The organism is Paenarthrobacter ureafaciens (assembly GCF_004028095.1).
GTDB lineage: Bacteria > Actinomycetota > Actinomycetes > Actinomycetales > Micrococcaceae > Arthrobacter > Arthrobacter ureafaciens.
The window spans coordinates 2,333,716-2,360,025 of record NZ_SBHM01000007.1 but is presented as its reverse complement, the minus strand read 5'-3'; the positions used below and the strand labels follow the sequence as shown (position 1 = coordinate 2,360,025).

The following is a 26,310-nucleotide window of genomic DNA, read 5'->3' as shown; positions in this document are numbered from 1 at the left end:
ATGGCGTTAGCGGGAAGCAAGACGTCCCAGCAACTGGTCCAGGCCGAAGCGTTCTTCCAGCTGCGCCCGGTTCAGTTGCCCGTGGTAGTGCTCCTCCAGCAGCGGCATGAGCTCGTACTTCCAGATCCGCCGCAGGCCCGTGGGGGTTTGGGCTGCCGGCTTCATGAAGTAGGACGGGCCGATCATGAGGTCCCTGTCCCAGTCATCGATGGCGGCATTGAGGGCATCCAGCAAATCCGCGTTGAGGGTATCCAGGCCGCGGGCTTCCAGGAACCGCCGCAGCGAACCCTTCACCGGCTCCACATTCGGGTGCAGCTCAATGAACGCGAAGCGGCGCCGGATGGCGGCGTCCATCATGGCGATGGAACGGTCCGCCGTGTTCATGGTGCCAATGATGTACAGGTTGTCCGGCAGGCTGAAGGGCTCATTCGGGCTGTACTGCAGGTAGATGCGGTCATCCCGGTATTCGAGCAGGAAGTAGAGCTCGCCGAAGACCTTGGCCAGGTTGGCCCTGTTCATCTCGTCAATGATCAGGAAGTAAGGCTTGTGCGCGTTCTCCGGCTTCGCGGCTTCCTCCGCGAGGCGGCGCAGCGGACCGGCAACCAGTTTGAAGGAAACCTGGCCGTCGTCGGTCTTGTCCGGACGGTAACCCTCGAAGAAATCCTCGTAGGCATAGGAAGGATGGAACTGCACCAGCTTGACGCGTTCGTCCGTGCTGTCCCCCGCCAGCTCCGCGGCGAGGTGCTTGGCCAGGTACGTCTTGCCGGTGCCGGGGGGACCATAGAGCACCAACTGCCGGTTCTCCTCCAACAGTTCCGCGATTTCCTTGAGCGGTTCGAGGTCCATGTGGAGCGAGGCTGCGAACTCTTCGGTCAGGGGCCGGAAGCCCTGCTGAACAACCTCGACGACGGCGGTGGGCGGGGTCTCGTCCTCGCCGTCCGTTTCTGCCTCCACCGGGAGGAGCTCCTGGAGCGCCTGGATCACCCTGGTGACGTCCACGATGATGCCGGGCGTGGACAGCTGGCGCTGTGCGTGGCGCGGCAGCTCCGTGATGGCGTAACTGTCGTCGAACCAGCGCACTTTGCGTTGGATCCGGCGGTTCTCGTGATCCGGTTCGCCCAGTACAACCCCCACGCGGACCCGTCCCGCCTGCTGGTAGAGCGTCAGGTCTCCGGGCTTCATGACGGTCAGGAAAGCGAAGACGGCGGTCTTGGTGTCCTCGCGCTCCACGTACCCAAGGTGCTTGCAGTCCTCGTCTACGGCGTGCTGGACCACCCCCGCGGTGACTCCGGCCTCCAACGAGCGCAAGTGCTCAACGTCCAGGGTGGCTTTCTCCTCCGCCACCCAGGACGCCAACAGGTCCGCGTTGTCATGGTGTGTGCGCAGCAGCCAGGAACGGCGGCCCGGGTCTCCCACCTTCCGCCATTGGCTCACCAATTGCCGGGCATACCAGTCGATCCGCTGGCCTGCCTGCTCGTCCAGGTGGAGGCGGATGCGGTGGATGTCAGCGGTGATGTCCTCTTCGGTATCTCCCTTGGCGCCGCCCACGAGGGAAGCGAAGGCGTCCCGGATCTCGCGGCGTTCCACGTCCGCCACTACCGGCTCGAAGTAGCTGGGCCACACCAAGTATTCGATGCTGCGCCGCAGGGCGGGCTGGTCCTCGGGCGTACCTGCCGCGAGTTCGTGGAACTTGAGTGGATCGGCCAGCGCCCGGTTGATGGTCTCCGTGCTCTGGCTGTCAACGTGCTCCACGAAGCGGCACAGCCACGTCAGGTGGTCCCAGATCGTCCAGTTGAACTCCGCCGTGCGGTCCCGGATCACGCCGTGGTCCGTCATGCCTTGGTACAGCTCTTCAGGCAACTCGACCGGCGGTTCCACCCAGGACGCCGCCTCGGCTACACGCGCGCGCTTCACACGCAGGGACTTGACCTCGTGGGCCAGCGGCAGCGACTGCAAATACAGCAGCTCGACAGCCAGAAGCTTCGCCTCGCGTGATGCGCCTTCCAGGTTCTGCCGCAGGTTGGTCATCATGGGCGCCTTGGAGTCCCCGACGCCCCGCTCCAGCCGTTCCAGCAACTCGCGGGCAGCCTCCGCTGTCCACGTCAGCGTCCGCCCGTCAATGGCTGAAGGCTTCCCTTGCAAAGCGGGCTGGAGTACGTACCAGGCAGCGTCCTCGATCTCTTTCGAGATTCCGGGGGCGCGGTCAACGGCAGGCAACACAGGGGAGGTCATTTAAGCCAACTTACCTTGTTTGGGTTAAGTCGGCATCTGGATATCCACAGCCTTCATTCAGCATTTAATGCATCCCGAATTGGTAAGCAGCAGGCACGGGTTCCCCGGCACACACCTCTTCCCACAGCGCCGCGATGGCGTCCTCTCCTTCGCGCAGATCCGGGATTTCCACGCCCGCACGGAGGATGGCCGCGGCCTCCGCTGCCCTGCCGCTCCGGGCCAGCGCAGTGGCCTTCAGGAACATCAAACGTCCGACGGCGGTGCCCTCCGTGGGAGCGGATCCGGTCAGTTCCAGCGCCATGGCCGGATCACCATGGCGAACTGCCAAGGTGGCTGCTTCCGTCAGCAACCAGGTGTTGGAGGGATTTCTCCGGACAGCCGTCCGCAGTTCAGCCAACCCCTCCTGTTCGCTGCCTGCTGCCAGGAGAACCAGCGCCAACCCCCGCCGGGCGAGCGCGATCGTCGCCGGCCTGGCGCCGTTCGATTCGAGGACGCGGCGATACTCCTCCGTGGCGCCTTCCAGATCCTGCCGGGCGTGCCGCATGGTGGCCAGGTGGTAGTGGGCCTCGGGGCTCTCCTGCCCGGCCAACAACCCTTCCCAGTCCGCCCCTGCCACAAAGGAGGGAGCGCCGTCGAACGCTTGTCCCTTCAGCAGCCCCAGCCAGGGCTCCTGTTCCTCGGTCAGGCTCTCCAACACGAACGGCGTCCCGCTTTCGGCAACCCAGCTCCGGCCGGCGCGCCGGCGCCGGGCCCGCTCAAGCGCGCCCCAGCCGCTGCCGATCCGGACCATGGTGGACGGCGGCACGTCAGCGTCGCGTATGGCTGCCGGCAACAGCGACTCCAGTTCCTCACGGGGCATCAGCGTTTCCAGACGCTCCCCGGCGTGCGCTACTGCCGCCTGCCAGTCCGTGCCGTGGGAGATCCCCGGATCCAGGCTGCCGTTCCCGTAAGCCTCAACCCAGCACCACTGGCTGCCCGCGGGCATGGCGAGGTGTTCGAACTGTGTCCGGGCCAGTCCGGCCTGGATTTCCGCGTAGGGACCGGCACCGGGGCTCAACCATTCCTGCCACCGCTTGCCGCCTGCGCCCTGGCCCCACACGAAGAGCTTCTTTCCGCGCAGCAGGTCCGTGGACAGCATGGCCAGCCCGTCGCCGTCGTCATCCGCTGCCACCACCCAACGGCGCTCCGAAGGGTCGATGTCGAAGAAGAAATCCGCGGCATGGGGACTGTTGACCAACCATGTGCCGTCATAGCCTTCGTGGTTGGTGGGTGTGACGCGGGTGATGTCCGTGGCGTAATCGCTGCCAAAGGCCTCCTCGGCAGGTGCGATCACCCGGGTCCGGTCCGTCTCCGGAATTGCAGCGTTGCTCCACCAGTACACGGGGACGTCATGATCGTTGGGATTCCGGATCCTGACGGCAGCCAAGAGCACCTCCGAATCGGCCGGAAGCCAGATGTCCACTTGGAACACCACCTCGCGGAGCCGTTCGTACTCCCACATGCGGAGGATGTGCTTGCCGTCGGACGTGTGCACGATCGCCGTATGCAAGGGATCGCAGCTGGTGGGCGAATGTCCCCGGGTGCCGATGTTCCATTCCAGGCCGCCTGCAAACCAGGCCTTCCGCAATGCGATGTTGGCGATCTGGGGTGCCGCATGGGTGTGCAGGAGCTGCTTGCCGGTGGCCTTGTCGAAAAGCTCCCAGATCCGCCCGCCCATGGACGGCAGGACAGTCGCCTTCAGCTTGCTGTTTTCAAGAACGACGGCGGTCAGCTCCCTGGGTGCGGCCGCGCGGCTGTAGCCGTCCTGCATCAGGTACGGATACACGTTGGGCACCACCCCGTAGCGGGTAGCTGCCTGCAACTCCTCCGGGACGCCCTCCCCCACGCTGTAGGGTTCCTCAAGCTCCGAACCGACCACCGGCAACGGATTCAGAGGGCCCAGCTCGGCCATGGTCAGGGTAAGGGTGCTGACTGTGATGTTGGACGATGCCACGTCATGACCCCATCGTTGCCGCATTCACTGCCGCCCTCGCTGCACGGACGGTCTCCCGGTCGGTCACCGCGTAGGCCGTAGGATCGGCACCGTCCCGGCTGCCGAGGGCGACGGCGGAATCCGCGAGCGTGGTCACGGTCCGTTTCGCGGAGAGATGCACTGCTGAGAGGCCGGCGGCGTGCATGGCCGGGATGTCGGCGAGCTTGAGCCCTCCCCCGGCCACGATTTCCATGGCCCCGGAGGCCCGTTCAACCAGCCGCGCCAGTGTGTTCAGGCCTTCCCCTGCCGTTGATTCATGTCCGGAGGTGAGGACCCGGGTGAACCCCAGATCCAGGAGGAGGTCCAACGCAGCCAAGGGGTCACGGGACTGGTCGATGGCCCGGTGGAAGGTGAGCCGGGCTTCCGGGTTCGATTCCTTTGCCGATTCAAGGAGCCGTCGAACAACCGGAACGTCCACTTCCTGTTCCGCAGTCAGCGCGCCCACCACTACCCCGGCTGCGCCTTGGCGCAGCAGATGCTTGACCTCGTGGACCATGGTGTCCACATCCGAGGCAGAGTAATGGAAATCTCCGGGGCGGGGCCGCACCAGGGCGTGGACTTCCAGCCGTCCGTCAACGTGTTCAAGGCTCGCTTCCAAGAGTCCTTGGCTGGGCGTGATGCCTCCCAGTTCCAAGCTGCTGCAGAGTTCAACCGTGTCTGCGCCCTCGGCTGCGGACGTGCCTGCACCGGCGGCGCTGGTCACCGCGATCTCAAGTCTCATGAGGAAACTCTAGGTCGCCCGGACTGGGCGCACCACGCCTGCCGCTTAGGAATTCCACATCATCCAGGCAGCAGGGCGTGGGGATTTACGCGCGGTAGGCTTCGAGCTTTTCCTTCTGCTCAGGGGTCAGGCGCAGCACCCTCCCCGTTGACTCGGCCACGAAAGCCAGGTGCGTGCTGGCCTTGACGCACTCTTCCTTGGTAACAGGGTCCTTGATGACGTAGTGGAGATCGAAGCTGGCACCCTTGATGGCGCCAACCCAAATCTCGACGACGGCCGGCACATTGCGGTACTCCAGGGTGCGGACGTACCTGACCTTGTGTTCCACCACGAGCGTCATGATGCCTTCTCCGACGTCGTTGAACAACGCTGCGGGCGGCTCAACGCCAGGCAATCCGGCACCGGCCGGCGGCCCGAAAGCGGCAATGCGGGCTTCTTCGAGCATGCGCACGATCTGCACGTTGTTGATGTGGCCGTACGCATCCATGTCGCCCCAGCGCATGGGTACCAGTACCTCCATGCGCCGGGGCGTTCCGATACTCAGCTGTGCACCGCCGTCGAATCATCCACCGAGACTTCCTCGGCGTCTTCACCCGCGAACTGCGACATGTACAGGCGGTAGTACGCGCCCTGCCGTGCCAGCAGTTGGCCGTGGTTGCCTTGCTCCACGATTTGCCCGTTTTCCATCACCAGGATGGTGTCGGCATCACGGATGGTGGAGAGCCGGTGGGCGATCACAAAGCTGGTGCGGTCCGTGCGGAGGGCTGCCATCGCCTTCTGGAGCAGCAGTTCCGTGCGGGTGTCCACAGAGCTGGTGGCCTCGTCAAGGATGAGCAGTGACGGGTTGGAGACGAAGGCCCTGGCAATGGTGATGAGCTGTTTCTCACCGGCACTGACGTTGTTGCCTTCTTCATCAATGATGGTCTGGTAGCCATCAGGAAGGGCCCGGACAAAGCGGTCCACGTAGGTCGCCTTGGCGGCCTCCATGATCTGCTCTTCCGTGGCGTCAAGGTTGCCGTACCGGATGTTGTCGTAGATAGTCCCACCGAAGAGCCAGGCGTCTTGAAGCACCATGCCCACCTTGGAACGCAGTTCCGCACGGCTGAGCTCCTTGATGTCAACGCCGTCCAAGGTGATCCGTCCGGCGTTGAGTTCGTAGAAGCGCATCACGAGGTTCACCAGCGTGGTCTTGCCTGCACCCGTGGGCCCGACAATCGCCACGGTGTGGCCGGGCTCGGCGCTGAATGACAGGTCCTCGATCAGCGGCTTGTCCTCCACGTAGCTGAAGTAGACGTGGTCGAACTCGACGTGGCCATCGGTCTTGGGCGGCAGGTTCCTTGTTCCGGTCTCCGGGACTTCGTCCTCGGCGTCGAGGAACTCGAACACACGCTCGGCGGATGCCACACCGGACTGCAGCATGTTGGCCATACCGGCGATCTGGCCCAGCGGCTGGGTGAACTCGCGGGAGTACTGGATGAAGGCTGTGGCATCGCCCAGGCTCATGGAACCCGACGCAACGCGCAGGCCGCCCACAACTGCGATGCCGACGTAGGACAAGTAGGACACGAAGTTCATGGCCGGGAAGATGATGCCGGAGACGAACTGCGCCCCGAACGAGGCCTTGTAGAGTTCCTCGTTCTTTTCGTCGAAGCGAATCAACATGTCTGCATCGCGACCGAAGACCTTCACGAGGTCGTGTCCGGAGAACGATTCCTCGATCTGGCCGTTCAGCGCGCCCGTGTTCTTCCACTGGGCGGCAAAGAGCTTCTGGCTGCGGGCACCTATGACACCTGCCAGGACACCGGACAGCGGCAGCGCGATGAGCGCGATCAGGGCCAGTTCCCAAGACACGATGAACATCATCACGATGATGCCCAGGACCGTCAGTACCGAACTGACCAACTGCGCGAAGGCCTGCTGCAGGCCCTGCTGCACGTTGTCGACGTCGTTGGTGACGCGGGACAGGATGTCACCGCGCTGGCGGGTGTCGAAGTAGTTCAGCGGCAGCCGGTTCAGCTTGGCCTGGACCTCATCGCGGAGATTCTTGATGACCCGCATGACAATCCGGTTCAGCAACCACCCCTGGGCCCACAGGAAAATGTTGGCCACGAAGTACATCAGGAGCACGATCGAGATCAGGAACGTCAGCTTGGGGAAGTCGATGCCGTTGGTCAGCGTCATCTTGGAGACCATGTCCGCGAAGTTGTCCTGGCCCTGCTGGCGCATGATTTCCGCGAACTGTTCCGGGCTCACTCCGGGAGGGAGCTGCTTGCCGATGACGCCGCCAAAGATGACGTCCATGGCGCTGCCGAGGATCTTCGGTGCAATGACGTTCAGCACCACGGAAACAACAACAAGCCCAATAACGATCGAGACGCCGATGCGCTCGGGCTTCAGCAACCCCATGAGTCGCTTGGCGGAGGGCCAAAAGGCCTTCGCCTTCTTGGCCGGCACGTCACCGAACATGCCGCCGTCGGCCTCCGTGGGGACGTACTCCTCTTCGGCGAAGTCCTCGTCCTCCATGGCCTCGGTGGCGACGTCCGCCGCGGCCGACGCTTTGGCGGCTTTGGCAGCTTCTGCCTTCGCAGCCCAGCCGCGCTTCTTCTGCTGGTCCTGCCCGCTCATGCCATTTCCTCTACGCTCAGCTGCGATTCAACAATTTCCTGATAAGTGGGCGAGGTTTCCAAGAGTTCGTCGTGCGTTCCGCGGTCCACGATCCGGCCGTTGTCCAGCACGAGGATCTCATCGGCGTCCTGGATGGTGGACACCCGCTGGGCGACGATGATCACCGTGGCGTCCTGCGTCTTGGCTTTCAATGCCTTCCGCAGGCGGGCGTCGGTGGCAACGTCCAAAGCGGAGAACGAATCGTCGAACACGTAGACATTGGGTTTTGTGACCAAGGCCCTGGCGATGCAAAGGCGCTGGCGCTGCCCGCCGGAAACGTTGGTTCCGCCCTGGGAGATCCGGCGGTTCAAGCCGGCGGACTTCTCCTCCACAAATCCCTTGGCCTGCGCCGTTTCCAGCGCGTCCCACAGTTCCTGGTCCGTGGCTTCCGTCTTGCCGAACCGCAGGTTGTGTTCGATGGTGCCGGAGAACAGGTACGGCTTCTGCGGAACAGCGGCCACGCGGCTGCTGATCTCCGAGGCATCCAGTTGGGTGACCGGGACGCCGTCGAGCAGTACTTCACCGGAAGCGACGTCATAGAGCCGCGGCAGCAGGGAAACCAGCGTGGTCTTGCCCGCGCCGGTTGATCCGATAATGGCCAGCGTCTTGCCGGGTTCGGCCGTGAAGGAGACATTGCTCAGCACCGGGGCTTCGGCGCCCGGGTACTTGAACGTCACGTCCCGGTACTCCACGCGGCCCGCCTTGGCAGCTGGAACCACCGGGTTGACGGGGTTGTGGATGGAGGGTTCGACATCGAGCACCTCGCCAATGCGGTCTGCACACACCGAGGCGCGCGGAATCATCATCGCCATGAAGGTACCCATCATGACGGCGATCAGGATCTGGAGCAGGTACTGGAGGAAGGCGGTGAGTGCCCCCACCTGCATATCCCCGGAGTCAACGCGTTGGCCGCCGAACCACAGCACGGCAGCAGTGGAAAGGTGGAGGATCATGCCGATGGCAGGGAACATCAGGACGAAGAGGTTGCCGATCTTGACCGACACCGCGGTGAGGTCCTGGTTGGCATCACCGAACCGCTTTGCCTCATAAGGCTCACGGACGAAGGCACGTACAACGCGGATACCGATGATCTGTTCGCGGAGCACCCCGTTGATGGCGTCGATCTTGGCCTGCATCGAGCGGAACAACGGCATCAGCCGGACCACGAGGTAACCCACCACTGCTACCAGCAACGGTACGGAAACCCAGACCAGCCAGGAAAGGGACAAATCCTCGCGAAGAGCCATGATGATGCCACCCACGCACATGATGGGTGTGGAAACCATGAAGTTCAGGCCCATCAGCACCAGCATTTGGACCTGCTGGACGTCGTTGGTGCCGCGGGTGATCAGCGTCGGAGCACCGAAGCGGTTGACGTCCTGCGCTGAGAAACTGCTGACTTGGCGGTAGACGGAGCGGCGGAGGTCCCGGCCGATTGCCATGGCCGTCCGGGAGCCGAAGTAGACGGCTGCGATGGCGGTAAGTACCTGGCCCAGGGCAACGGCGAGCATGAGTGCACCGGTGCGCCAGATGAAATCGGTATCGCCGCGGGAGACTCCCTCGTCAATGATTTTGGCATTGAGGCTGGGGAGGTACAGCGTGGCAATAGTGGACGCCAACTGGAATATCAGGACGGCCACTATCTGCGGCAAATACGGCTTGGAGTAGCGCCGTATAAGGGTGACAAGCATGCCCACGGATCCTTAAGGAGAGTGCGTGAATGAGGTAAAAGAAGTTTTAGCAGCAGGCGCTGACAGTATTAGCGTCCTTACTCTACGTAATCCCCTGCCCCCGCGAAACAACCACGGGCAAAGATCATCCCAGCGGATTAGTCCATTCGTTTCCGGTTCTCCCGGAGGATCAGCAGACCTTGGGTGCGCAGAGCAAGGCGCCGGCTGGATGACCCGGCCGGCGCCTTGATTGGTGCGGACGCCGCGGAGGAACTAGCCTGCGTGCTTGCCGTGGTCCGGTCGGGACTCGACGCCTTGGAGGAGCATCAATGCCATGCGTTCCTGCTGCCGGCGTTCGCGCTTGAGCTCGCGTCGCAGCGCTTTCAGCTCTTCGGCGGTGCGGGCCTGCTGTTCGGCCAGTGACTGCTGTTCCCGCAGGCGTGCCTGCAACTCCACGTTGGCCCGGCTCAATTGCAGTTGCTGCTCCGCCAGGACGTACTGGGTGCGGGAGAGCTGTTCCTGCAGTTCCTTCACGTCGGCCGGCTTGGCATCGGTATTGGAGGCCTGGGAGTTCGGGCGTTCCTGTGTGAGGATCCGGGCGAACTCGAGGTCCAGGTCTTCCGCTGAGCGTTCGCCCATGGGTTTGCCGCTTCGCCCGTGTCCCACGGCATTTCCGGCGCCGGAGGACCTCAGTCGGGTTCCGTCGTCGGGCTTGACCGCGTCGAGGGAGGCGGTGTCCAGGGACATGCCGGCGTCACCGGAGGCAGTGGCGATCAGTTCCTTCTCGGGTGCCGCGTCAACGGTGCGGCGCAGCGGACGTTCCTTGATGAGCAGTACTGCGATGAGCGCCACCACACTGATCACTGCCGAGATCAGGAAGATCTGGGCCGTGGCGTCGCCGTAGGCAGCGCGCATGATGTCCGCAATGGGAGCGGGCATGTCGGCGAGGTCCAAACTGGCTCCGGAGGAGTCACCTTGGACGGGAATGCCGGCCGCAGCGAGCCCCTCAGTGGCAAGGTCCTTCACATGGTTGGACATGATGGCGCCAAGCACGGAGACGCCGATCGCGCCGCCTACCGAGCGGAAGAACGCCACCGAGGCGCTGGCCGTACCGATGTCCGTGGCGCGGACGGTGTTCTGTACTGCCAACACCAGGTTCTGCATCAGCATGCCCAGTCCGAGGCCGAACACTGCCGTGTAGATGGCCACAAGCCACAGCTCGGTGGTGTGGTCCATGGTGCCGGCGAAGGCCAGGCCGCCGATCAACAGGACGCTGCCGGCAATGAGGAACCTCTTCCACTTGCCGAAGCGGCTGATGAGGATACCGCTGGCAACGGACCCGATCAGGTTTCCGGCGATCATCGGCAGCGTCAGGAGTCCCGCCTCGGTGGGCGTGGCTCCACGGGCTACCTGGAAGTACTGACCAAGGAAGGTGGAGGAACCGAACATCGCGATGCCTACGGACACCGAAGCCAGGATGGCCAGGGCCGTGGTGCGCTCGGAGATGATCTTGAGCGGAATGATGGGCTGCTGGACCTTGCCCTCGACGAACACCAGCAGGGCCAACAAGACCACGCCACCACCCACCATGAGGGCTGACTGCCAGGACACCCAGTCGTAGTACTCCGGATCACCCGCGAAGGAGACCCAGATGAGGAGCAGGCTGACGCCGGACGTCAGGAGGATGGAGCCGAGCCAGTCGATCTTCGCCGGGCGCTTGATGTGCTGGATCTTCAACGTGATCTGGAGCAGGATCAGCGCAACCACTGCCAGCGGCACGCAGACGAAGAACGTCCAGCGCCATCCCAGCGGGCTGTCAACGATGAAGCCGCCCAGTAACGGTCCACCCGCGGTACCTACGGCCATGACGGCGCCCATGTACCCGGAGTACTTGCCGCGGTCCCGCGGCGGAATCATGGAACCAATGATGGCCTGCGCCAACGCGGTGAGGCCACCCATGGCGACACCCTGGATGACGCGGGCGGTGAGCAGCAGCGGAATGGTTTCCGACAGGCCGGCCATGACGGAGCCCGCCACGAAGATGATGATGCTCAGCTGGACCAGGAGCTTCTTGTCGAAGAGGTCGGCGAGCTTGCCCCAAATGGGCGTCGTTGCAGCGTTGGCCAGCAGCGCCGCGGTGATGACCCAGGCGAAATCGGTCTGGGTGCCATGAAGCTCGGACATGATGGTGGGCAGTGCGTTTGCCACGATCGTGCTGCTGAGGATTGCCGTGAAGAAGGCAGCGAGCAGGCCCGTGAGCGCTTCCATGATCTGGCGGTGCGTCATGGGCGCAGCAGCGCCGCTGGCCGAAGCCTGCCCCGCGCCCGGGGCCTGGGTTGATGGTTTGGCCATTCGTGGCTCCTAAACTGAGAGTTTGGTGGTTGTGGAACCGGCCGCCGTTGCCCGGATGGAGTCCTTAAGGGATGTGGAGAGCTTCTGCAGTACGTGCGTAGCTTCCAAGGCGTCTTCTTCACTCCAGTCCGCCAGGTAGTCACGCAACCTGCTGCTGCGCTGTTCTTCGAACTCGCGCAGCTTCACGAGGCCGCCTTCGGACAGGGCCAGCAGTTGCGCCCTGCCGTCGGCCGGGTCCGGACGCCGTACGACGTAGCCCAGTTCCTCCAGTTCAGCAATGTGCCGGCTGAGCACCGGCGCGCTGACGCCGAGGCGGGCCGCCAAGTGCGTAGCCCTGGCCTCCCCATCGCCGATGTAACGCATGACGCCTTGGGCAGCAACCCCGAGGTCGGGCACCCGGCCCAGTTGGGCGGCCACCACACAGCGCAGGGTCCTTTGCAGGTCGAAGATCTGATGGACAAGGTCGGTGGCCGTGGTTGAACCGACGGACATGAATGCACCCCTTTTTGTTTGCCTAAAGCAACTATACCCCCGATTGATTACTTTGGGAAACTAAAAATGCGAGGACTGCTCCACAGCAAGAGGACCCCGCACGGCAATGCCGTGCGGGGTCCTCTTGGTTCCTTTTAAGTTCCGTGGACGCGTTTAGTCGTCCAGGTGCGTGGGTCCAAACATCTTGAGCAGCGTTTCAACCACGACGACGTTGGGCCCGTCAGCGGCAAAGGAGGCCTTGAGCGCGTCCCCCACTTCCTCCGGGGCCACCCTGCGGGCCGGGACGCCGAACGACTCAGCCAGCTTGACGAAATCGGGGCGGGCAAGCTCCGTTGCGGTGGCTTTGCCGAAGGCGCCCACCATGTATTCGCGAAGGATGCCGTACCCGCCGTCGTCCACAATGAGCCATGTGACCGGAACGTTGTGCTGCTTGGCAGTTGCCAGCTCGGCGATGGAATACATCGACGAACCGTCACCGGAAACTGCCAGCACCCTGCTGGGTTTGCCGACGGTTTCCAAACCTACAGCAGCGCCGATCGCGGCCGGGAAGCCGTAACCCAGTCCACCTGCGCCCTGGGCGGAGTGGAACTGGCCTTCGCGGGCATCCCAGCAACTCCAGCCCCAGTACGCCGCAATGGTCATGTCCCAGAAGGTCTGCATGGTGTCAGGGACAGCCTCGCGGATGTCGGACATGAACTTCAGTTCCTTGGCCAGGTCCTGCGATTCCAAGCGGGCCTTGACCTTGGCCAGAGATTCCTTCACCAGTTCTTCCGGACTGGTGCCGTGCCAGGAGCGAACCGCCGTGTTGGCGGCATCGGCCTCGGCAAGGGCCTGGTCCAAGGCAGCCAATGCCTGCCCGGCATCGGCGCGGATACCCAGCCCGGGCCGGTTCGACTCCAATACGCGGGGCTCGGCATCGATCTGGATGATCCGCCCACGCGGCTCGAACGTGAAGTAGTTCGAGGTCACTTCTCCCAGGGATGAACCGATGACGATCAACACATCCGCGTCCTCCAGGACGTCGGTCATGTACCGGTCCTCGATCCACGACTGCAGGGACAGTTCATGGTTCCACGGGAAGGCGCCGTTTCCGCCCGGCGTGCAAATGACGGGTGCCCGGAGCTGTTCGGCAATGGACAGCAGCGCCTTTTCGCCACGGCCGCGACGCGTGCCGCCGCCTGCGATGATCGCCGGACGTTCCGCCGTCGTAAGCCACTTCACTGCCTCACGGATCAGCTCAACCCGGGGCGGGTTGTCAAAAGCTTCAGCCAAGGCGTCCTCGACCGGCGGAACCACGATCGGGTCCAACAGCACGTTCTGCGGGATTTCGATCCAGACCGGGCCCTGCGGTGAGGAGATCGCCTCGGTCCAGGCGTCCTGGATAGCCGACGGGATCCCGGAGGCGTGCTGGATCAGGCGCTGGCTCTTGGTCACGTTGGCTGCCGAGGCCTTCTGGTCATCAAGCTGGTGCAGCATGCCCTTGCGGCGGGCGCCCAGTCCGTCCAGCGGAATCTGGCTGGCCACCACCACCATGGGAACACCCGTTGCGTACGCCTCCTGGAGGCCTGCCAGCGACGTCAACGCCCCGGGACCGGTGGAGAGGAACAGCACGCCCACCTCGCCGGTGGCGCGGGAGTACCCGTCCGCGGCGAACGCCGAGTTGTTCTCCACACGCGAAGAGACGAAGTGCAGGTTGCCACGGCCCATCGCATCAAACAGGCCCAGCGCGTGTTGGCCCGGGATGCCGAAAACCGTCTTGGCGCCGAGCGCTTCGAGGGTCTCGACGACGAGATCCCCGCCGTTGCGCTGCCCGGTTTCACGGGTCGGGGCTGCTGTGCCCGGATCAAAATCGATCATCGCCGCGTCGCCTTGGCCAGCTCTTCGATGCGGGCGCCGAGGGCCTGCTGCGCGTAGCCGTTCGGCGCGCCGTGACGGTCGCCTTCCACCGCGTTGTCGGCCATCAGGGTAACCAGCTCGTAGGCAACATGGCTGCCGGCAACACCGGTAATTTCCGCGTGGTCATAGGCCGGGGCGACTTCAACAACGTCCGCTCCCACGAGGTTCATGCCGCGGAAGCCGCGGATGATCTCCAGGAGTTCGCGGCTGGTGATGCCGCCGGCTTCGGGGGTGCCCGTGCCGGGCGCGTGGGCCGGATCCAGGACGTCAATGTCCACGGAGATGTACAGCGGACGGTTGCCGATGCGGTCGCGGATCTTGGCCACCGTCTCCAGGACGCCCTGGTAGTAAACGTCCGCGGAGGTGACGATTCCGAACCCAAAGCGGTGGTCGTCGTCGAGGTCTTTCTTGCCGTACAGCGGGCCGCGGGTTCCGACGTGGCTGATGGCTTCGGTATCCAGGATGCCTTCTTCTACCGCACGGCGGAACGGCGTCCCGTGGGTGTACTCGGCGCCGAAGTAGGTGTCCCAGGTATCGAGGTGTGCGTCGAAGTGCAGCATGGCGATGGGCTCCCCCGCACGTTCCGCGGCGGCGCGAAGCAGCGGGAGGGCGATGGTGTGGTCGCCACCGAGGGTGACGAGCTTGCTGCCGTTCGCCGTGAGGTCCAGCGCATTCTGCTGGATGGTCTCGATGGCCTCGTTGATGTTGAAGGGGTTCACTGCCATGTCCCCGGCGTCGGCCACCTGGATGTTCTCGAAGGGGCTGACGTCCCACGCCGGGTTGTACGGGCGCAGCAGGCGGCTGGCCTCACGCACGTGGTTGGCACCGAAGCGGGCGCCGGGGCGGTAGGAGACGCCGGAGTCGAAAGGAACGCCAACCACGGTCACGTCAGCTTTGGAGACCTGGTCCAGGCGGGGCAGGCGGGCGTAGGTGGCAGCGCCGGCGTAGCGCGGGATGCGGGAGGAATCGATGGGGCCAAGGTTCCCGTTGGCTTCGATGCGGAGCTCTTCCAAGATCGCGCAACTCCTTAGGTGGTGGGACGGAACTGGGTTTGTGATACCCATCATACACTCAAAGTTGTCTAATATGCATCACCTGTTTACATGCCGGGCAATCGCCGAGATGACAAATAATGCCAATGTTCAACCCGAACATTGGCATTATTTGTCATCTCGCGAAGGGTCTTAGCGGCTCGCGGCCGGCACCAGGATCCAGAGCACCTCTACGGTCTCGTCCGTGGGATTGATCCAGGTGTGGGGCTCCCGGCCGGGGAAAGAAAGGGTGTCCCCTTCTTCGAGGTCATACTCCTCATTGGTGAGGATCAGCTTGATGCGCCCCTTGACCACATGAAGGACGTCCACGTCGCAGTCAACGGCATACAGTTCGTTTTCGCCACGACCCCGCGGCTTGATGGTCGCGCCCAGGATCTGGAGGCGGCGCTCGGACCGGGCCGTCAGCAACCGTTCAACGATGCCCTGCCCGCCCAGTGAAATCCGCGGAGCTTCGTCGCGCCGGGTCAGATGCGTCTCCGGAGCTGCGAACAAGTCCCCCACGGAGACGGAAAGGACCTGGCACAGCGTTACCAGCGACGCCACCGAGGGGGAAGTCAGGTCGCGCTCCACACGACTGAGGAAACCCTTGGTCAGCCCGGTGGCCTCTGCTACCTGTTCGATGGTTAGCCGCTGCGCCTGGCGCGCCGCTCGGATTCTTGAACCGATGGCAACGGGGACGTTGCTGGGTTCAACGGGGAGAGCCTTCATTCACGAACCTTTCAGGCCTGTTCAACCGGCCCTGTCATTGCAGCCAATAGTAGCCGCAGAGAAGCTTTCGGAAGCTATGCAAAGCCCGAAGCCACCTAAAGCTTCTTGACTGTTACTCCGATCACAACATATCCTCAGAGGCAACAAGTGTTGTCTGTGAGGCACACAACACGAACCCAAATCTCCCATCGTCAGCACGGAGACTTCGACCCCGCCCCAGGAGTATCGTCGAAAACCCCAACCTCCGTGCATCAGCTCCAAGGACTCACTCATGGACTCATCGTTCATCAACATCGCCATTGTGGTGGTGTATCTGCTTGCCATGCTGGCGTTCGGATGGTGGGGCAAGTCCCGCACCAAGAACAACAGTGACTTCCTGGTGGCCGGCCGCCGCCTTGGCCCCTTCCTTTACACAGGCACCATGGCCGCCGTCGTCCTCGGTGGCGCGTCCACCGTTGGCGGCGTCGGCCTGGGCTACAAGTTCGGCATCTCAGGCATGTGGCTGGTGGTAGCCATCGGCGCCGGCGTGCTGTTGCTCAGCCTCCTGTTTGCAGGCACCATCCAAAAGCTCAAGATCTACACCGTCTCGCAGATGCTGACCCTCCGCTACGGAAGCCGGGCGACGCAAACCTCGGGCATCGTCATGCTGGCCTACACCCTGATGCTCTGCGCCACTTCGACCGGCGCCTATGCCACCATCTTCGTGGTGCTGTTCGGTTGGGAGCGCTGGTTGGCCATCGCGATCGGCGGCGCGATCGTTCTGGTGTACTCCACGATCGGCGGCATGTGGTCCATCACCCTGGCTGACCAGGTGCAGTTCGTGATCAAGACCGTGGGCATTTTCTTCCTCATGCTCCCCTTCGCCATGAACGCCGCGGGTGGCCTGGACGGCATCCGTGAACGCGTTGACGCCAGCTTCTTCGACATCGGCGGCATCGGCCTCCAAACGATCATCACGTACTTCGTGGTCTACACGCTCGGCCTCCTGATCGGCCAGGACATCTGGCAGCGCGTCTTCACGGCCAAGACCCCCAAGGTTGCCCGCTGGGGCGGCGCAACTGCCGGCGTGTACTGCATCGTTTACGGCCTGGCCGGCGCCTTGATCGGCATGGCCGCAAGCGTTGCCCTGTCCGGCATCGAGATCGAAGCCAAGGATGACGTGTACGCGGAAGTCGCCACCAACCTGCTGCCCATCGGCATCGGCGGCCTGGTCCTCGCGGCAGCCGTCGCGGCCATGATGTCCACCGCTTCCGGAGCGCTCATTGCAGCCGCTACGGTCGCCCGCGCAGACGTCCTGCCGTTCGTGGCCGGATGGTTCGGCAAGACCATCAACACCGACGATTCCGACAACCCTGAGCATGACGTCAAGGCGAACCGCTACTGGGTCCTGGGACTCGGCATCGTGGCCATCATCATCGCCATCTCCACCAAGGACGTCGTGGCAGCACTGACCATTGCCTACGACATCCTGGTGGGCGGCCTGCTGGTTGCCATCATCGGTGGCCTGGTATGGAAGCGCGGCACGGGAATCGCGGCCGCGGCCTCCATGGCCGTGGGCTCCGTGATCACCCTGGGCACCATGATCATCCTTGAGATCAACGCCAAGGCTCCCCTGGACGGCATCTACGCGAACGAGCCCATCTACTACGGCCTGATTGCCTCGGCGATCGTCTACGTAGCCGTCTCGCTGTTCAGCAAGCCCACCGATCCTGCGGTCATGAAGGCCTGGACCGACCGTGTAGCCGGCACCCGGGTGGCCGAGGAGGAGCTCAGCTCACCGGCCAAGTAAGGGCACCCAACGCAGCAACGCCCGACGGCGGCGCTCCCCTTTCGCGGGGAGCGCCGCTTTGTCGTTTTCCACGGCACTCACGTGGACCTGCTACCCGGGAGACGGCAGGATCAGACGGTTACCGAAGGCCAGGGCTAAAGTTCGTCGTCGCCTTCCCGGAATTCCTCTTCGGCGGGGTCGATCGGCACCACGCGTTCGTCGTCGTCCGCCACGTCTTCTTCCTCCACCCAGGCTTCGTCCACTTCCTGGTCCTCGCTGTGGTCGAAGGCCGGATCGGATTCGATGGTGGCCCGTTCAGGGTGGTTGAAGTGTGATCCAGTGTTCATGCTGCAACCTCCGTGTGGTGGGCTGCGGAACAGCCCGCTGACCGAATGCGGGAAGCTTCCCGCGCCTGTCTATCCATCTGAGCACCGAGGGAGGACAGGGTCAATACGCTCGCCGCCGGAGCCTGCGAAGGCGTCCTGCCCGGTGGCGAAATTAAGGCGCACCGAACATTCCCGGTAAGGAATACCAGCCAAAAAACCGCGGAAATAAGCGGTACAGTGGGCGGTGCAATGGGGCCGCAACTACCCCACCCAGCCCAGGAGAAGCAGTGCAGAAGCACCAGGAATCCAACAATCCGTCGAGCCCCGCTCCGGACCCGCAGCCCCAAAAGACAACGCCATCGTCCGCGGACATCAAGCGCTGGCGCCAGTACCTTGCCGATGAGCGTGCAGAGGCTGCCGTATACCGTGAACTCGCCCAGCGGCGCGACGGTGAGGAACGCCAGATCCTCCTGGCCCTGGCCGAAGCCGAAGGCCGGCATGAGGCACACTGGCTCAAGCTCCTTGGTGAGCACGCCGGCATGCCCAAGGCAGCGTCCGGCCGCAGCCGCCTCCTTGGGTTCCTTGCCCGGCACTTCGGGTCGGTCTTCGTTCTCGCCCTGGCCCAGCGCGCCGAGGGCCGCTCTCCCTACGGAACCGATCCTTCGGCCACGCCGGCCATGGTGGCTGACGAGCAGATCCACGAGGAAGTGGTCCGCGGACTCGCCACACGCGGCAGGAACAGGTTGTCCGGAACATTCCGTGCAGCAGTCTTCGGCGCCAACGATGGCCTGGTCAGCAACCTCTCCCTGGTGATGGGCATGGCCGCCACCGGTGTTTCCAGCGCGGTGGTGCTCATGAGCGGCGTTGCCGGACTGCTGGCCGGTGCTTTGTCCATGGGAGCCGGCGAGTATGTGTCCGTGCGTTCCCAGCGTGAACTGCTCAACGCCACCCTGCCGACGCAGGCAACGCTGACCGCGGCACCGTCGCTGGACGTGGAGCACAACGAACTGGTGCTGGTGTACCTGGCACGCGGCATGACCCGGGAAGCCGCTGAGCACCGGGCCGCCGAACGCATGGGGCTGTTCAGTTGCGACTGCGACCCCAGCCTTTCGCTGCAACCCGAAAAGGAACAGCCCGCAGACGACCATGAAACCGTGGGCTCTGCCTGGGGCGCGGCGATGTCCAGCTTCTGCTTCTTTGCCTCCGGCGCCATCGTGCCGATCATCCCGTTCATCTTCGGCATGACCGGTTGGGCTGCGCTGATCGTCGCAGGTGCCCTGGTGGGCGTCGCGCTGTTGGCGACCGGCGCCGTCGTGGGCTTGCTGTCCGGAACGTCCCCGCTGAGCCGCGGACTGCGGCAGCTGGGAATCGGTATAGGCGCCGCTGCCGCCACCTACGGGCTTGGCCTGCTCTTCGGAGCTGTGATCGTCTAACGCGGCGCGAATGGACGGGCCTGCGCCCGTCCCGTAATCTTGGTGCGTCCTCCACGCCGCCCCGCGTGCCGGGCGCAATGATGGGAGAACCGTGGAGCCTGAGGCATACCGGGTGCCAAGGCGCCGCCGGAAAGGACGCGTGCTGCGTCCGGTCCTGGGCCTCCTCACGGCAGCCGTGACTGCCTCCGTGGCGGTGGTCGTCAGTGGCTTCCTGCACAACGATCCCCGTATCACCGGCCTTGTCCCGGGGCTCGCCATGCCCAACGTGCAGCCCGGTGGCCAGGACCAGGAACCGTTCCCCCGGGCCTTGAACGCACCTCCGCCTGGGCTGGAAGAAGCGGATAAGCCGCTGGTCTCGCCGTCGGCGCTCCACCTCGCCAACGATTCCTACAAGTTCCTGGCAACCAACGACGACGGCACGCCGGTTGGCTATTCACCGTGCCGTCCGCTGCACTACGTCGTGAATGACGCCGCAGCGCCCGCAGGCACGGACGAGCTCCTTGAAACGGCCCTCGCCAACGTGTCTGCTGCGGCCGGCATCCAGTTCATCGACGACGGATCCACCGACGAACAGCCCGTGGACAAGCGGGAGCCGTACCAGCCAGGGAAGTACGGCGAGCGCTGGGCGCCTTTGCTGATCTCGTGGACCACGCCGGAGGTTGCTCCTGCCTTGGCGGACAAGGTGATCGGCACCGGCGGCAGCACCATGTATTCGATCAACAACGGGACCAAGAGCTACATCACCGGAAGCCTGGAATTGGATACACCCCAAATCTCGGAACTCCTGGCAGAAGATGGCGGCGCAGACTTCGTACTTGCCGTCATGCAGCACGAACTGGGACACGTGCTGGGACTGGACCATGTTGAAGACCCCATCCAGCTGATGTACCCGGAGATCGGAGCGCCTGACGGCTTGGCGGACGGTGACCTGACAGGCATGAGCATGCTGGCTTCGGCTCCCTGCCGGAAGGACATCTAGGCGTACCGTCCCGACAGGTTGGTGGCACGGGGTTGGCGGGTGCGGGCGCCCCTTGCCTGGCGTCCTGCCATGGACTTCCCCCGCTGGCGGGTCCTAAGCTGGCCCAAACGGCCGACGGCGGCAGCCCACCGCGCAGCTTCGGCCGCCGGTCAGGGGGCTCAATGGAACCTGATGGGTCGCCGAAAGGGCCGGACCCCTATCCCCCGGCGCGCCGATCCCCGGACGAGCCTGCCGGGGTCCCGCCCGCCGTCGGGGTGCCGCCTTGGTCCACGCACCCGCGCGGCCCCCTCGACCAGCCCACGCGGCCGATCAAGCACAGCAGCATCGTGGCGGTCTTCTTCCTCTTTGTTGTCCTTGGGCTGGTGTGTGCCGGGGCGTACTTCGGCGGTGAGCTGCAGCACTGGATGGGCGGCGGTTCCACGGCCCAAAGCCAAGCGCCCAGGCCGGGTGTCCTGCCGTTCGGGCAACGCGAGGATCCACTTCCCGGGCGCGAGGAAGCGGACGCGCCGCTGGGCACCCCGCCGGTTGTGCGGCCCACCAGTTCTTCCTACAAATTCCTGGCCGTGAAGGACGACGGATCACCCGTGGCCTATTCCCCCTGCAGGCCGATCCATTACGTGGTCAACTCCACCAGGGCACCGGCCTCCTGGCAGCCCCTGGTCGAGGAGGCCATCCGGCAGGCGAGCCTTGCCACCGGCCTCCAGTTCATCTACGACGGTCCCACGTCCGAGCTGCCGTCAGCCAACAGGGAGGGCTACCAACCGGAAATGTACGGTGACCGGTGGGCTCCCGTGCTCATTGTGTGGAGCACCCCCGAAGAAGTGCCGCGCCTGGCCGGGCAAACCGTCGGTCTGGGCGGAAGCTCGTCCATCGGCCTGAGTAACGGGTACAAGGCGTATGTCACCGGTTCAGTGGCATTGGATGCTCCCCAGTTCACCGGAATCATGGATTCGCCCCGGGGCAGGGAGATCGGGGTGGCAGTGATCATGCACGAGTTGGGGCACCTGCTGGGCTTGGACCACGTGGATGACGCGCGCCAGCTGATGTACGACCAAGCCTCGTGGGTGCGCCAATACGCGGCCGGTGACCGGACAGGCCTCGCCGAACTCGGCAAGGGCCCCTGCAGCAAGAATTTCTAGGCCGAACCCACCACGATCGCCACTGCTTCCTCCACCGTGTCCACGAGGAAGATCTGCCGGTCCATGGGACGTCCTGCGGCGAGGCTTTGCAGCATGGGCCACGCCGGGTATGTCCTCTCCCAGTGGTCGCGGCCCACCAGCACCATGGGGGTGATGGTTTCCGGGGCTCCGTAGTAGTTCTCGCACGCGTCCTGAAAGATTTCCTGCACGGTACCGGCCGCTCCCGGGAGGAAGATAATTCCGCCGTTGCACAGTTCCAGCAGGATGGCTTCACGAATGGCGTTGGCGAAGTACTTGGCAATGTGGGTGGCAAACAGGTTGGGCGGTTCGTGGCCGTAGAACCAGGTGGGGATGCCCAGCGTCGACGTACCGTCCGGATAATTTTCGACGACGGCGGCTGCCTGGCGCGCCCACGCCGTCACCGAGGGGCGGAACCCCGGGACGGCGGCGAGTTGCTGCACCGCGGCGCGGAAGTCGTCGTCGGGCATTGCGCTGAGGTAGGCACCCATGTTGGCCGCTTCCATGGCACCCGGACCGCCTCCGGTGGCCACCGTGAGTCCCGCGTGCGCGAGCAAGCGGCCCAAGCGGGCGGCGTCGGAGAACTCCCGGCTGCTGCGCTGCGCCGCATGGCCACCCATGACACCCACCAGCCTGGACCCGGCGAGCGCCCCGTTGGCCATGGCTTCTTCCAGGGCGTCGCCGATCGCGTGATCGTGCAGGGCCGCGGCGAGTGTTGAGTCAAGCCGGGAGCGCTGGCCGGGCAGGATGCTCCAGTGATAGACCCGCGCGTCCAAAGTGTGCTCGTATTCCTTGGTGGAGATGCCGGGATACAGTTCGGCCGCCGTGTAGAGGCTGCCCCGGTAGGGGTTGAACGGAACACCCTGCAATTTGGGGAAGATGAGCGCCCCCTGGCTCCGCAGCTGGTCCTCCACGCCGTCGTCGAACGTGCAGCCCAGGAAGATCGCGCCCTGGGGGTTCAGCGCCAGCAGTTCACGGGAGCGCCCGCGCAGGTCCAGGGACTGGGCGTGCCAGCCGTGCATTGAATGCGCCCCGGCGCTGACCAAGCGGTCGAAGTGGATGAGGCTTTCAACATCAAGGGTTCGCGGATTGGGATTGAGGGCACCTGACGGGGTCATGGACCCAGCGTAGTGGCGAAAAGTTCAACGGCAGGCCTACCCAGCGTTGGACCCGAGGAGTACAGTAGCGGTCACTGCACCGGTTTCCGTCTCCGACGGCAGCCGGCAGGAACAGCACAAATTTATTCGAATGGCGTTCATTACGGGCGTCTGAAGTTCGCCGGCTGGGGGGCCCAACGTCTGCTCAAGGAGCATTGTTGTGGTCCGTTCACATCTTTTCAGTCGACCGAGTCATCCGAATCCCTTGCTAAGCCGTCCTTCTTTGATGCGCCGGGTCCTTGGTGCGGTCCTCAGCCCTGTCCTGGCCTTTGGCGGGCTCGTGTTGGCATCTGCTGCACCTGCGTCCGCCGCCGTGCCCCCATGCGCGGGGACCGGCGGGGCCATGCAGATCGTGGGCCATACCGATGACGACCTGATCTTCCTGAGTCCCGACTTCATGCGCGACATCCAGGCGAAACGATGCGTCCAAACCGTCTTCACCACCGCAGGGGAAGCGGGCGAAGGGGCCACGTACTGGCGCAGCCTGGAGGCGGGAATCAGGGCCAGCTACGCCAAGATGGCCGGTGTGGCGGACTCCTGGACGACCTCCGACGCCGGTGTCCCCAACCGGCCGCTGACCATGCAGACGCTCAACGGCGCGCCGAACATCTCGGTGGTGTTCATGCGCTTGCCGGACGGCTTCCCCAACGGTTTGGGGAGCGCTGCCTACAATTCCCAAAGCATCCTCAAGCTGTGGGACGGCCGCTTGTCCTCCATCAGGCCCGTGGATAACGCCGCCACGTTTACCAAGTCCCAGTTCCAGACCGCCCTCAACCGCTTGGTCGCGAACTTCAAACCCACCACGTTCCGCACGCAGGACTGGACCGGGAATTTCAACAGCCCTTATGACCACAGCGACCACTGGGCCACAGCCAAGTTCGCGCAACTGGCCACCCGCAGCTACACCGGGCCGCACACCTCCATGGCCTATGACGCCTACGTCATCGACGAATACCCGCAGAACGTCACCGGATCTGAACTGACCGCCAAGGTGGATACGTTTGTCCGGTTCGCAGACTTCGATATGTATCTCTGCAACAGCCCTGGAGAAGGGTGCCCGGACTCCCCCTACAACGAGTGGTTGAAGCGGCAGTACATCACGGCCATCGAGTGGGTGGGCAACGCTGCCAAATCAACGGGCACCACAGTCAGCGCGTCATCACAGAAGGCCTCCGCCCAAAGCCCCGAAAAAGCCCGGGACGGCTACTTCTGGGGTGCGCCGATGGACGCGTCCCGTGAATGGGTGTCTGCCGGCGAGAAGGCAGGAAGCTGGATCCAATACAACTTCACACCCACCCGTACGATCAACGCCGTGACACTTGGCGACCGGCCGATCCTCAGCGACCAGGTGACCGGCGGAAACCTCGTGTTCTCGGACGGCAGCACGGTCCCCGTTCCGGCTCTGCCCAACAACGGCTCCGGGCTTACCATCAACTTCCCCGCCAAGACCGTGAGCTCGGTGCGCTTCAACATCACCTCAGTCAGCGGCAGCACCACGAATGCCGGACTGGCGGAGTTCGAGGCCTACCTCGGCACGGACAACGTGGCGCCGGTGGTCACCGCGGCACCCGAGGGCGGAACCTACGCCGCAGGCCAGGCCATCACGTTGACGGCCAACGAAACCGCGACGATCTACTACACCACCAACGGCTCCACGCCCACCACGGCCAGCACCAAGTACACGGCACCGATCATCCTGAACGGGCCGCTGACGCTGAAGTACTTCGCAGTGGACGGCGCCAACAACTCCTCCGCAGTGGTCACCCAGACCTACTCCACCGGGCCCGATGTCACCAAACCCATCGTGACGGCCAACCCGGCCAGCGGAGAATACGCAGCAGGGACGAACATCACCCTCACCGCCAACGAGGCCGCCGAGATCCGCTACACGAAGGATGGCACCGACCCCCTCACCGCAGGTCTGCTGTACACGGCACCCATCACCTTCACGGGCCCCGGTCCCATGACGCTGAAGTACTTTGCGAAGGACACCGCGGGCAACACCTCCGACGTGGCGACACAGACCTACACCATTCCCCCGGACACCACTGCCCCGGTGATCACGGCCAACCCGACGGGGCGGGCCCTCGCCAACGGTGCCACCATCACCCTAAGCGCCAATGAAACGGCAACCATCTACTACACCACCGACGGCAGCACGCCGACGACCACCGAATCCGCAACCAACCTCAAGTACACCGTTCCCCTCGTGATGGGCAACTCCACCCTGACCCTCAAGTACATCGGAGTGGACGCGGAGGGAAATACCTCGACCGTGGGAACCCAAACCTACACCGTTCCCGCCGCCGGGCCGCCGTCGACCCATGACTTCAGCGGTGACGGCCGCTCCGACGTCCTGGCTGCGGACACCGCCGGCAACCTGTACCTCTACCCGGGCGACGGCGCCGGCGGACTCCTGCCGCGGCAAGTGGCCCTCGCGGCTCCGGCCTGGTCCTCGATCACCGACACCATCACTCCGGGCGACTTCAACAGGGACGGCAAGAACGATCTTCTGGCCCGTGCCGGAGACATCCTGTACTTCTACCCCGGCGACGGAGCCGGCAGCTTCGGCGCCCGGAAACAGGTCAGCACAGGCTGGACCACCATGTCCCAGATCTTCTCCCCCGGCGACTTCAGTGGCGACGGCATCCCCGATTTCATCGGCCGCAGGAGCAACGGAGAACTGCGTCTCTACGAAGGAAACGGTAGCGGCGGACAACGCTCGCCCTACACCGTCGGCTGGGGCTGGGACGTCATGAACGCCATCTTCAGCACCGGCGATTTCAACGGTGACGGCAAGGGGGACGTACTGGCGCGGCGCACCGACACAGGGGCATTATGGCTATATCCGGGAAATGGCTCCGGAGGCTGGCTGACCTGGAAGCAGATCGCAACCGGGTGGAGCACCCGCACTGCGCTGGCCGGCCCCAGGGATCTTGATGGCGACGGCAAGAACGACGTCCTCGGCCGCATCGGAGACACCTTGTGGCTGTACCCCGGATCGGGTGGCGGAACGCTGGGCAACGTGCCGCCGATCAGCTTGGGCACGGGTTGGCAGGGAATGAAAGTCATCGCCTGATCCAACCCCCACACACCTGGCGCGGGTCGGAGTTTTCCCCCAGACTCATCCGGCCCGCGTCAGCCACGCCCCCTCCCTCTCCCACATCCCACCCCTTTTTCACCATCCCTCTTCCACATCCCACCGGGTTTTGCCGGTTCCTCTGCCACATCCCACCCCCTCCCCACCACCCCTCTCCCACATCTCACCGGGTTTTGCCGGTTCCTCTGCCACATCCCACCCGGTTTTGCCGGTTCCTCTCTCACACATCCCGCCCCCTCCCCACCATCCCTCTGCCACTGGGGTTTGGTGCCCGCGGTCTGGGGCCTGACCGGTGGGGAACACTGGGGGCATTCGGCGGAAAGGGTTGCGGGGTGGACGGGCCTGGGCGGGACGCCAATCGGGCAGGGAGCCAGCCGCACAGAAAGTTCGACGGCGGCACCCAGGCCGTGCCGCCGTCGAACCTTCCCGCGAGACGTGATAGAGCAACCGCGGAAAAGCGTCGGGAAATGATAGAGCGTTTCACCGGGACTTTCATGGGGACGCCCGTCTCCAACGATTCCTGTGCCGCGTCCACCACTCGGGGTGGCGCACCCTTTGCCGCCGAATGCAC

Annotated in this window: 18 protein-coding genes; 5 read left to right on the top strand and 13 right to left on the bottom strand. The window is 64.3% G+C overall.

From position 1 onward, the window contains the following. Window positions 1–6: 6 nt before the first annotated feature. From AUR_RS15285 to AUR_RS15235, 11 genes are all read right to left on the bottom strand, one after another. Window positions 7–2,232 (bottom strand): McrB family protein, encoded by a 2,226-nt coding sequence (locus AUR_RS15285; RefSeq protein ID WP_021472764.1) that lies wholly within the window; start codon window positions 2,230–2,232, stop codon window positions 7–9. Between the two features lie 64 nt (window positions 2,233–2,296). Further along, a complete protein-coding gene (locus tag AUR_RS15280; RefSeq protein ID WP_241650935.1) occupies window positions 2,297–4,225 on the bottom strand; it encodes a DUF5107 domain-containing protein in 1,929 nt (642 codons plus the stop codon). A gap of 1 nt (window position 4,226) precedes the next feature. Next, window positions 4,227–4,985, bottom strand: a complete 759-nt coding sequence (locus AUR_RS15275; RefSeq protein ID WP_062095464.1) for a copper homeostasis protein CutC — start codon at window positions 4,983–4,985, stop codon at window positions 4,227–4,229. Window positions 4,986–5,070: 85 nt separating this feature from the next. After that, complete coding sequence (locus AUR_RS15270; protein ID WP_031216655.1) at window positions 5,071–5,487, bottom strand: acyl-CoA thioesterase; 417 nt, start codon at window positions 5,485–5,487, stop codon at window positions 5,071–5,073. A gap of 38 nt (window positions 5,488–5,525) precedes the next feature. Continuing rightward, complete coding sequence (locus AUR_RS15265; protein ID WP_021472768.1) at window positions 5,526–7,610, bottom strand: ABC transporter ATP-binding protein; 2,085 nt, start codon at window positions 7,608–7,610, stop codon at window positions 5,526–5,528. Beyond that, window positions 7,607–9,340 carry an ABC transporter ATP-binding protein gene (locus AUR_RS15260; protein WP_062095462.1) on the bottom strand — a complete coding sequence of 578 codons (1,734 nt, stop codon included), beginning with the start codon at window positions 9,338–9,340 and terminating at the stop codon, window positions 7,607–7,609. The genes AUR_RS15265 and AUR_RS15260 overlap by 4 nt, the downstream gene beginning before the upstream one ends. Before the next feature lie 252 nt (window positions 9,341–9,592). Continuing rightward, window positions 9,593–11,671 carry an MDR family MFS transporter gene (locus AUR_RS15255; protein WP_062095460.1) on the bottom strand — a complete coding sequence of 693 codons (2,079 nt, stop codon included), beginning with the start codon at window positions 11,669–11,671 and terminating at the stop codon, window positions 9,593–9,595. A 9-nt stretch (window positions 11,672–11,680) separates the two neighbouring features. After that, a complete protein-coding gene (locus AUR_RS15250) occupies window positions 11,681–12,163 on the bottom strand; it encodes a MarR family winged helix-turn-helix transcriptional regulator (RefSeq protein ID WP_021472771.1) in 483 nt (160 codons plus the stop codon). A gap of 153 nt (window positions 12,164–12,316) precedes the next feature. Continuing rightward, window positions 12,317–14,020 (bottom strand): thiamine pyrophosphate-binding protein, encoded by a 1,704-nt coding sequence (locus AUR_RS15245; protein WP_062095458.1) that lies wholly within the window; start codon window positions 14,018–14,020, stop codon window positions 12,317–12,319. Beyond that, window positions 14,017–15,072, bottom strand: coding sequence for an agmatinase (gene speB / locus AUR_RS15240; protein WP_062095456.1), 1,056 nt, complete (start codon window positions 15,070–15,072; stop codon window positions 14,017–14,019). The genes AUR_RS15245 and speB overlap by 4 nt, the downstream gene beginning before the upstream one ends. Before the next feature lie 171 nt (window positions 15,073–15,243). Continuing rightward, window positions 15,244–15,819, bottom strand: coding sequence for a helix-turn-helix domain-containing protein (locus AUR_RS15235; RefSeq protein WP_021472774.1), 576 nt, complete (start codon window positions 15,817–15,819; stop codon window positions 15,244–15,246). A gap of 271 nt (window positions 15,820–16,090) precedes the next feature. Between AUR_RS15235 and AUR_RS15230 the strand changes: the two genes are divergently transcribed. Continuing rightward, window positions 16,091–17,608: a sodium:solute symporter family protein gene (locus AUR_RS15230; RefSeq protein WP_021472775.1), complete on the top strand. Its 1,518-nt coding sequence runs from the start codon at window positions 16,091–16,093 to the stop codon at window positions 17,606–17,608. 134 nt (window positions 17,609–17,742) lie between these two features. Here the strand turns inward: AUR_RS15230 and AUR_RS15225 are convergent, their stop codons facing one another. After that, window positions 17,743–17,934 (bottom strand): hypothetical protein, encoded by a 192-nt coding sequence (locus tag AUR_RS15225; protein WP_062095454.1) that lies wholly within the window; start codon window positions 17,932–17,934, stop codon window positions 17,743–17,745. A gap of 266 nt (window positions 17,935–18,200) precedes the next feature. On the opposite strand from AUR_RS15225, the gene AUR_RS15220 reads away from it, so the two are divergent. The 3 genes from AUR_RS15220 to AUR_RS15210 all read left to right on the top strand — a co-directional run bounded on the left by AUR_RS15220 (window position 18,201) and on the right by AUR_RS15210 (window position 21,464). Next, window positions 18,201–19,346 (top strand): VIT1/CCC1 transporter family protein, encoded by a 1,146-nt coding sequence (locus AUR_RS15220; RefSeq protein WP_062095452.1) that lies wholly within the window; start codon window positions 18,201–18,203, stop codon window positions 19,344–19,346. Between the two features lie 142 nt (window positions 19,347–19,488). Beyond that, complete coding sequence (locus AUR_RS15215) at window positions 19,489–20,325, top strand: matrixin family metalloprotease (RefSeq protein ID WP_062099042.1); 837 nt, start codon at window positions 19,489–19,491, stop codon at window positions 20,323–20,325. Window positions 20,326–20,486: 161 nt separating this feature from the next. Continuing rightward, the gene (locus tag AUR_RS15210) at window positions 20,487–21,464 is read left to right on the top strand and encodes a matrixin family metalloprotease (protein WP_062095450.1); all 978 of its coding nucleotides are present in this window, start codon (window positions 20,487–20,489) and stop codon (window positions 21,462–21,464) included. Here AUR_RS15210 and AUR_RS15205 read toward each other — a convergent pair. Beyond that, a complete protein-coding gene (locus AUR_RS15205) occupies window positions 21,461–22,600 on the bottom strand; it encodes an LOG family protein (RefSeq protein ID WP_062095448.1) in 1,140 nt (379 codons plus the stop codon). The two genes, AUR_RS15210 and AUR_RS15205, sit on opposite strands and share 4 nt — an antisense overlap. A 265-nt stretch (window positions 22,601–22,865) precedes the next feature. Here AUR_RS15205 and AUR_RS15200 point away from each other — a divergent pair, with 265 nt between their 5' ends. After that, the gene (locus AUR_RS15200; RefSeq protein ID WP_128397203.1) at window positions 22,866–25,718 is read left to right on the top strand and encodes a chitobiase/beta-hexosaminidase C-terminal domain-containing protein; all 2,853 of its coding nucleotides are present in this window, start codon (window positions 22,866–22,868) and stop codon (window positions 25,716–25,718) included. The last annotated feature ends 592 nt before the right edge of the window (window positions 25,719–26,310 follow it).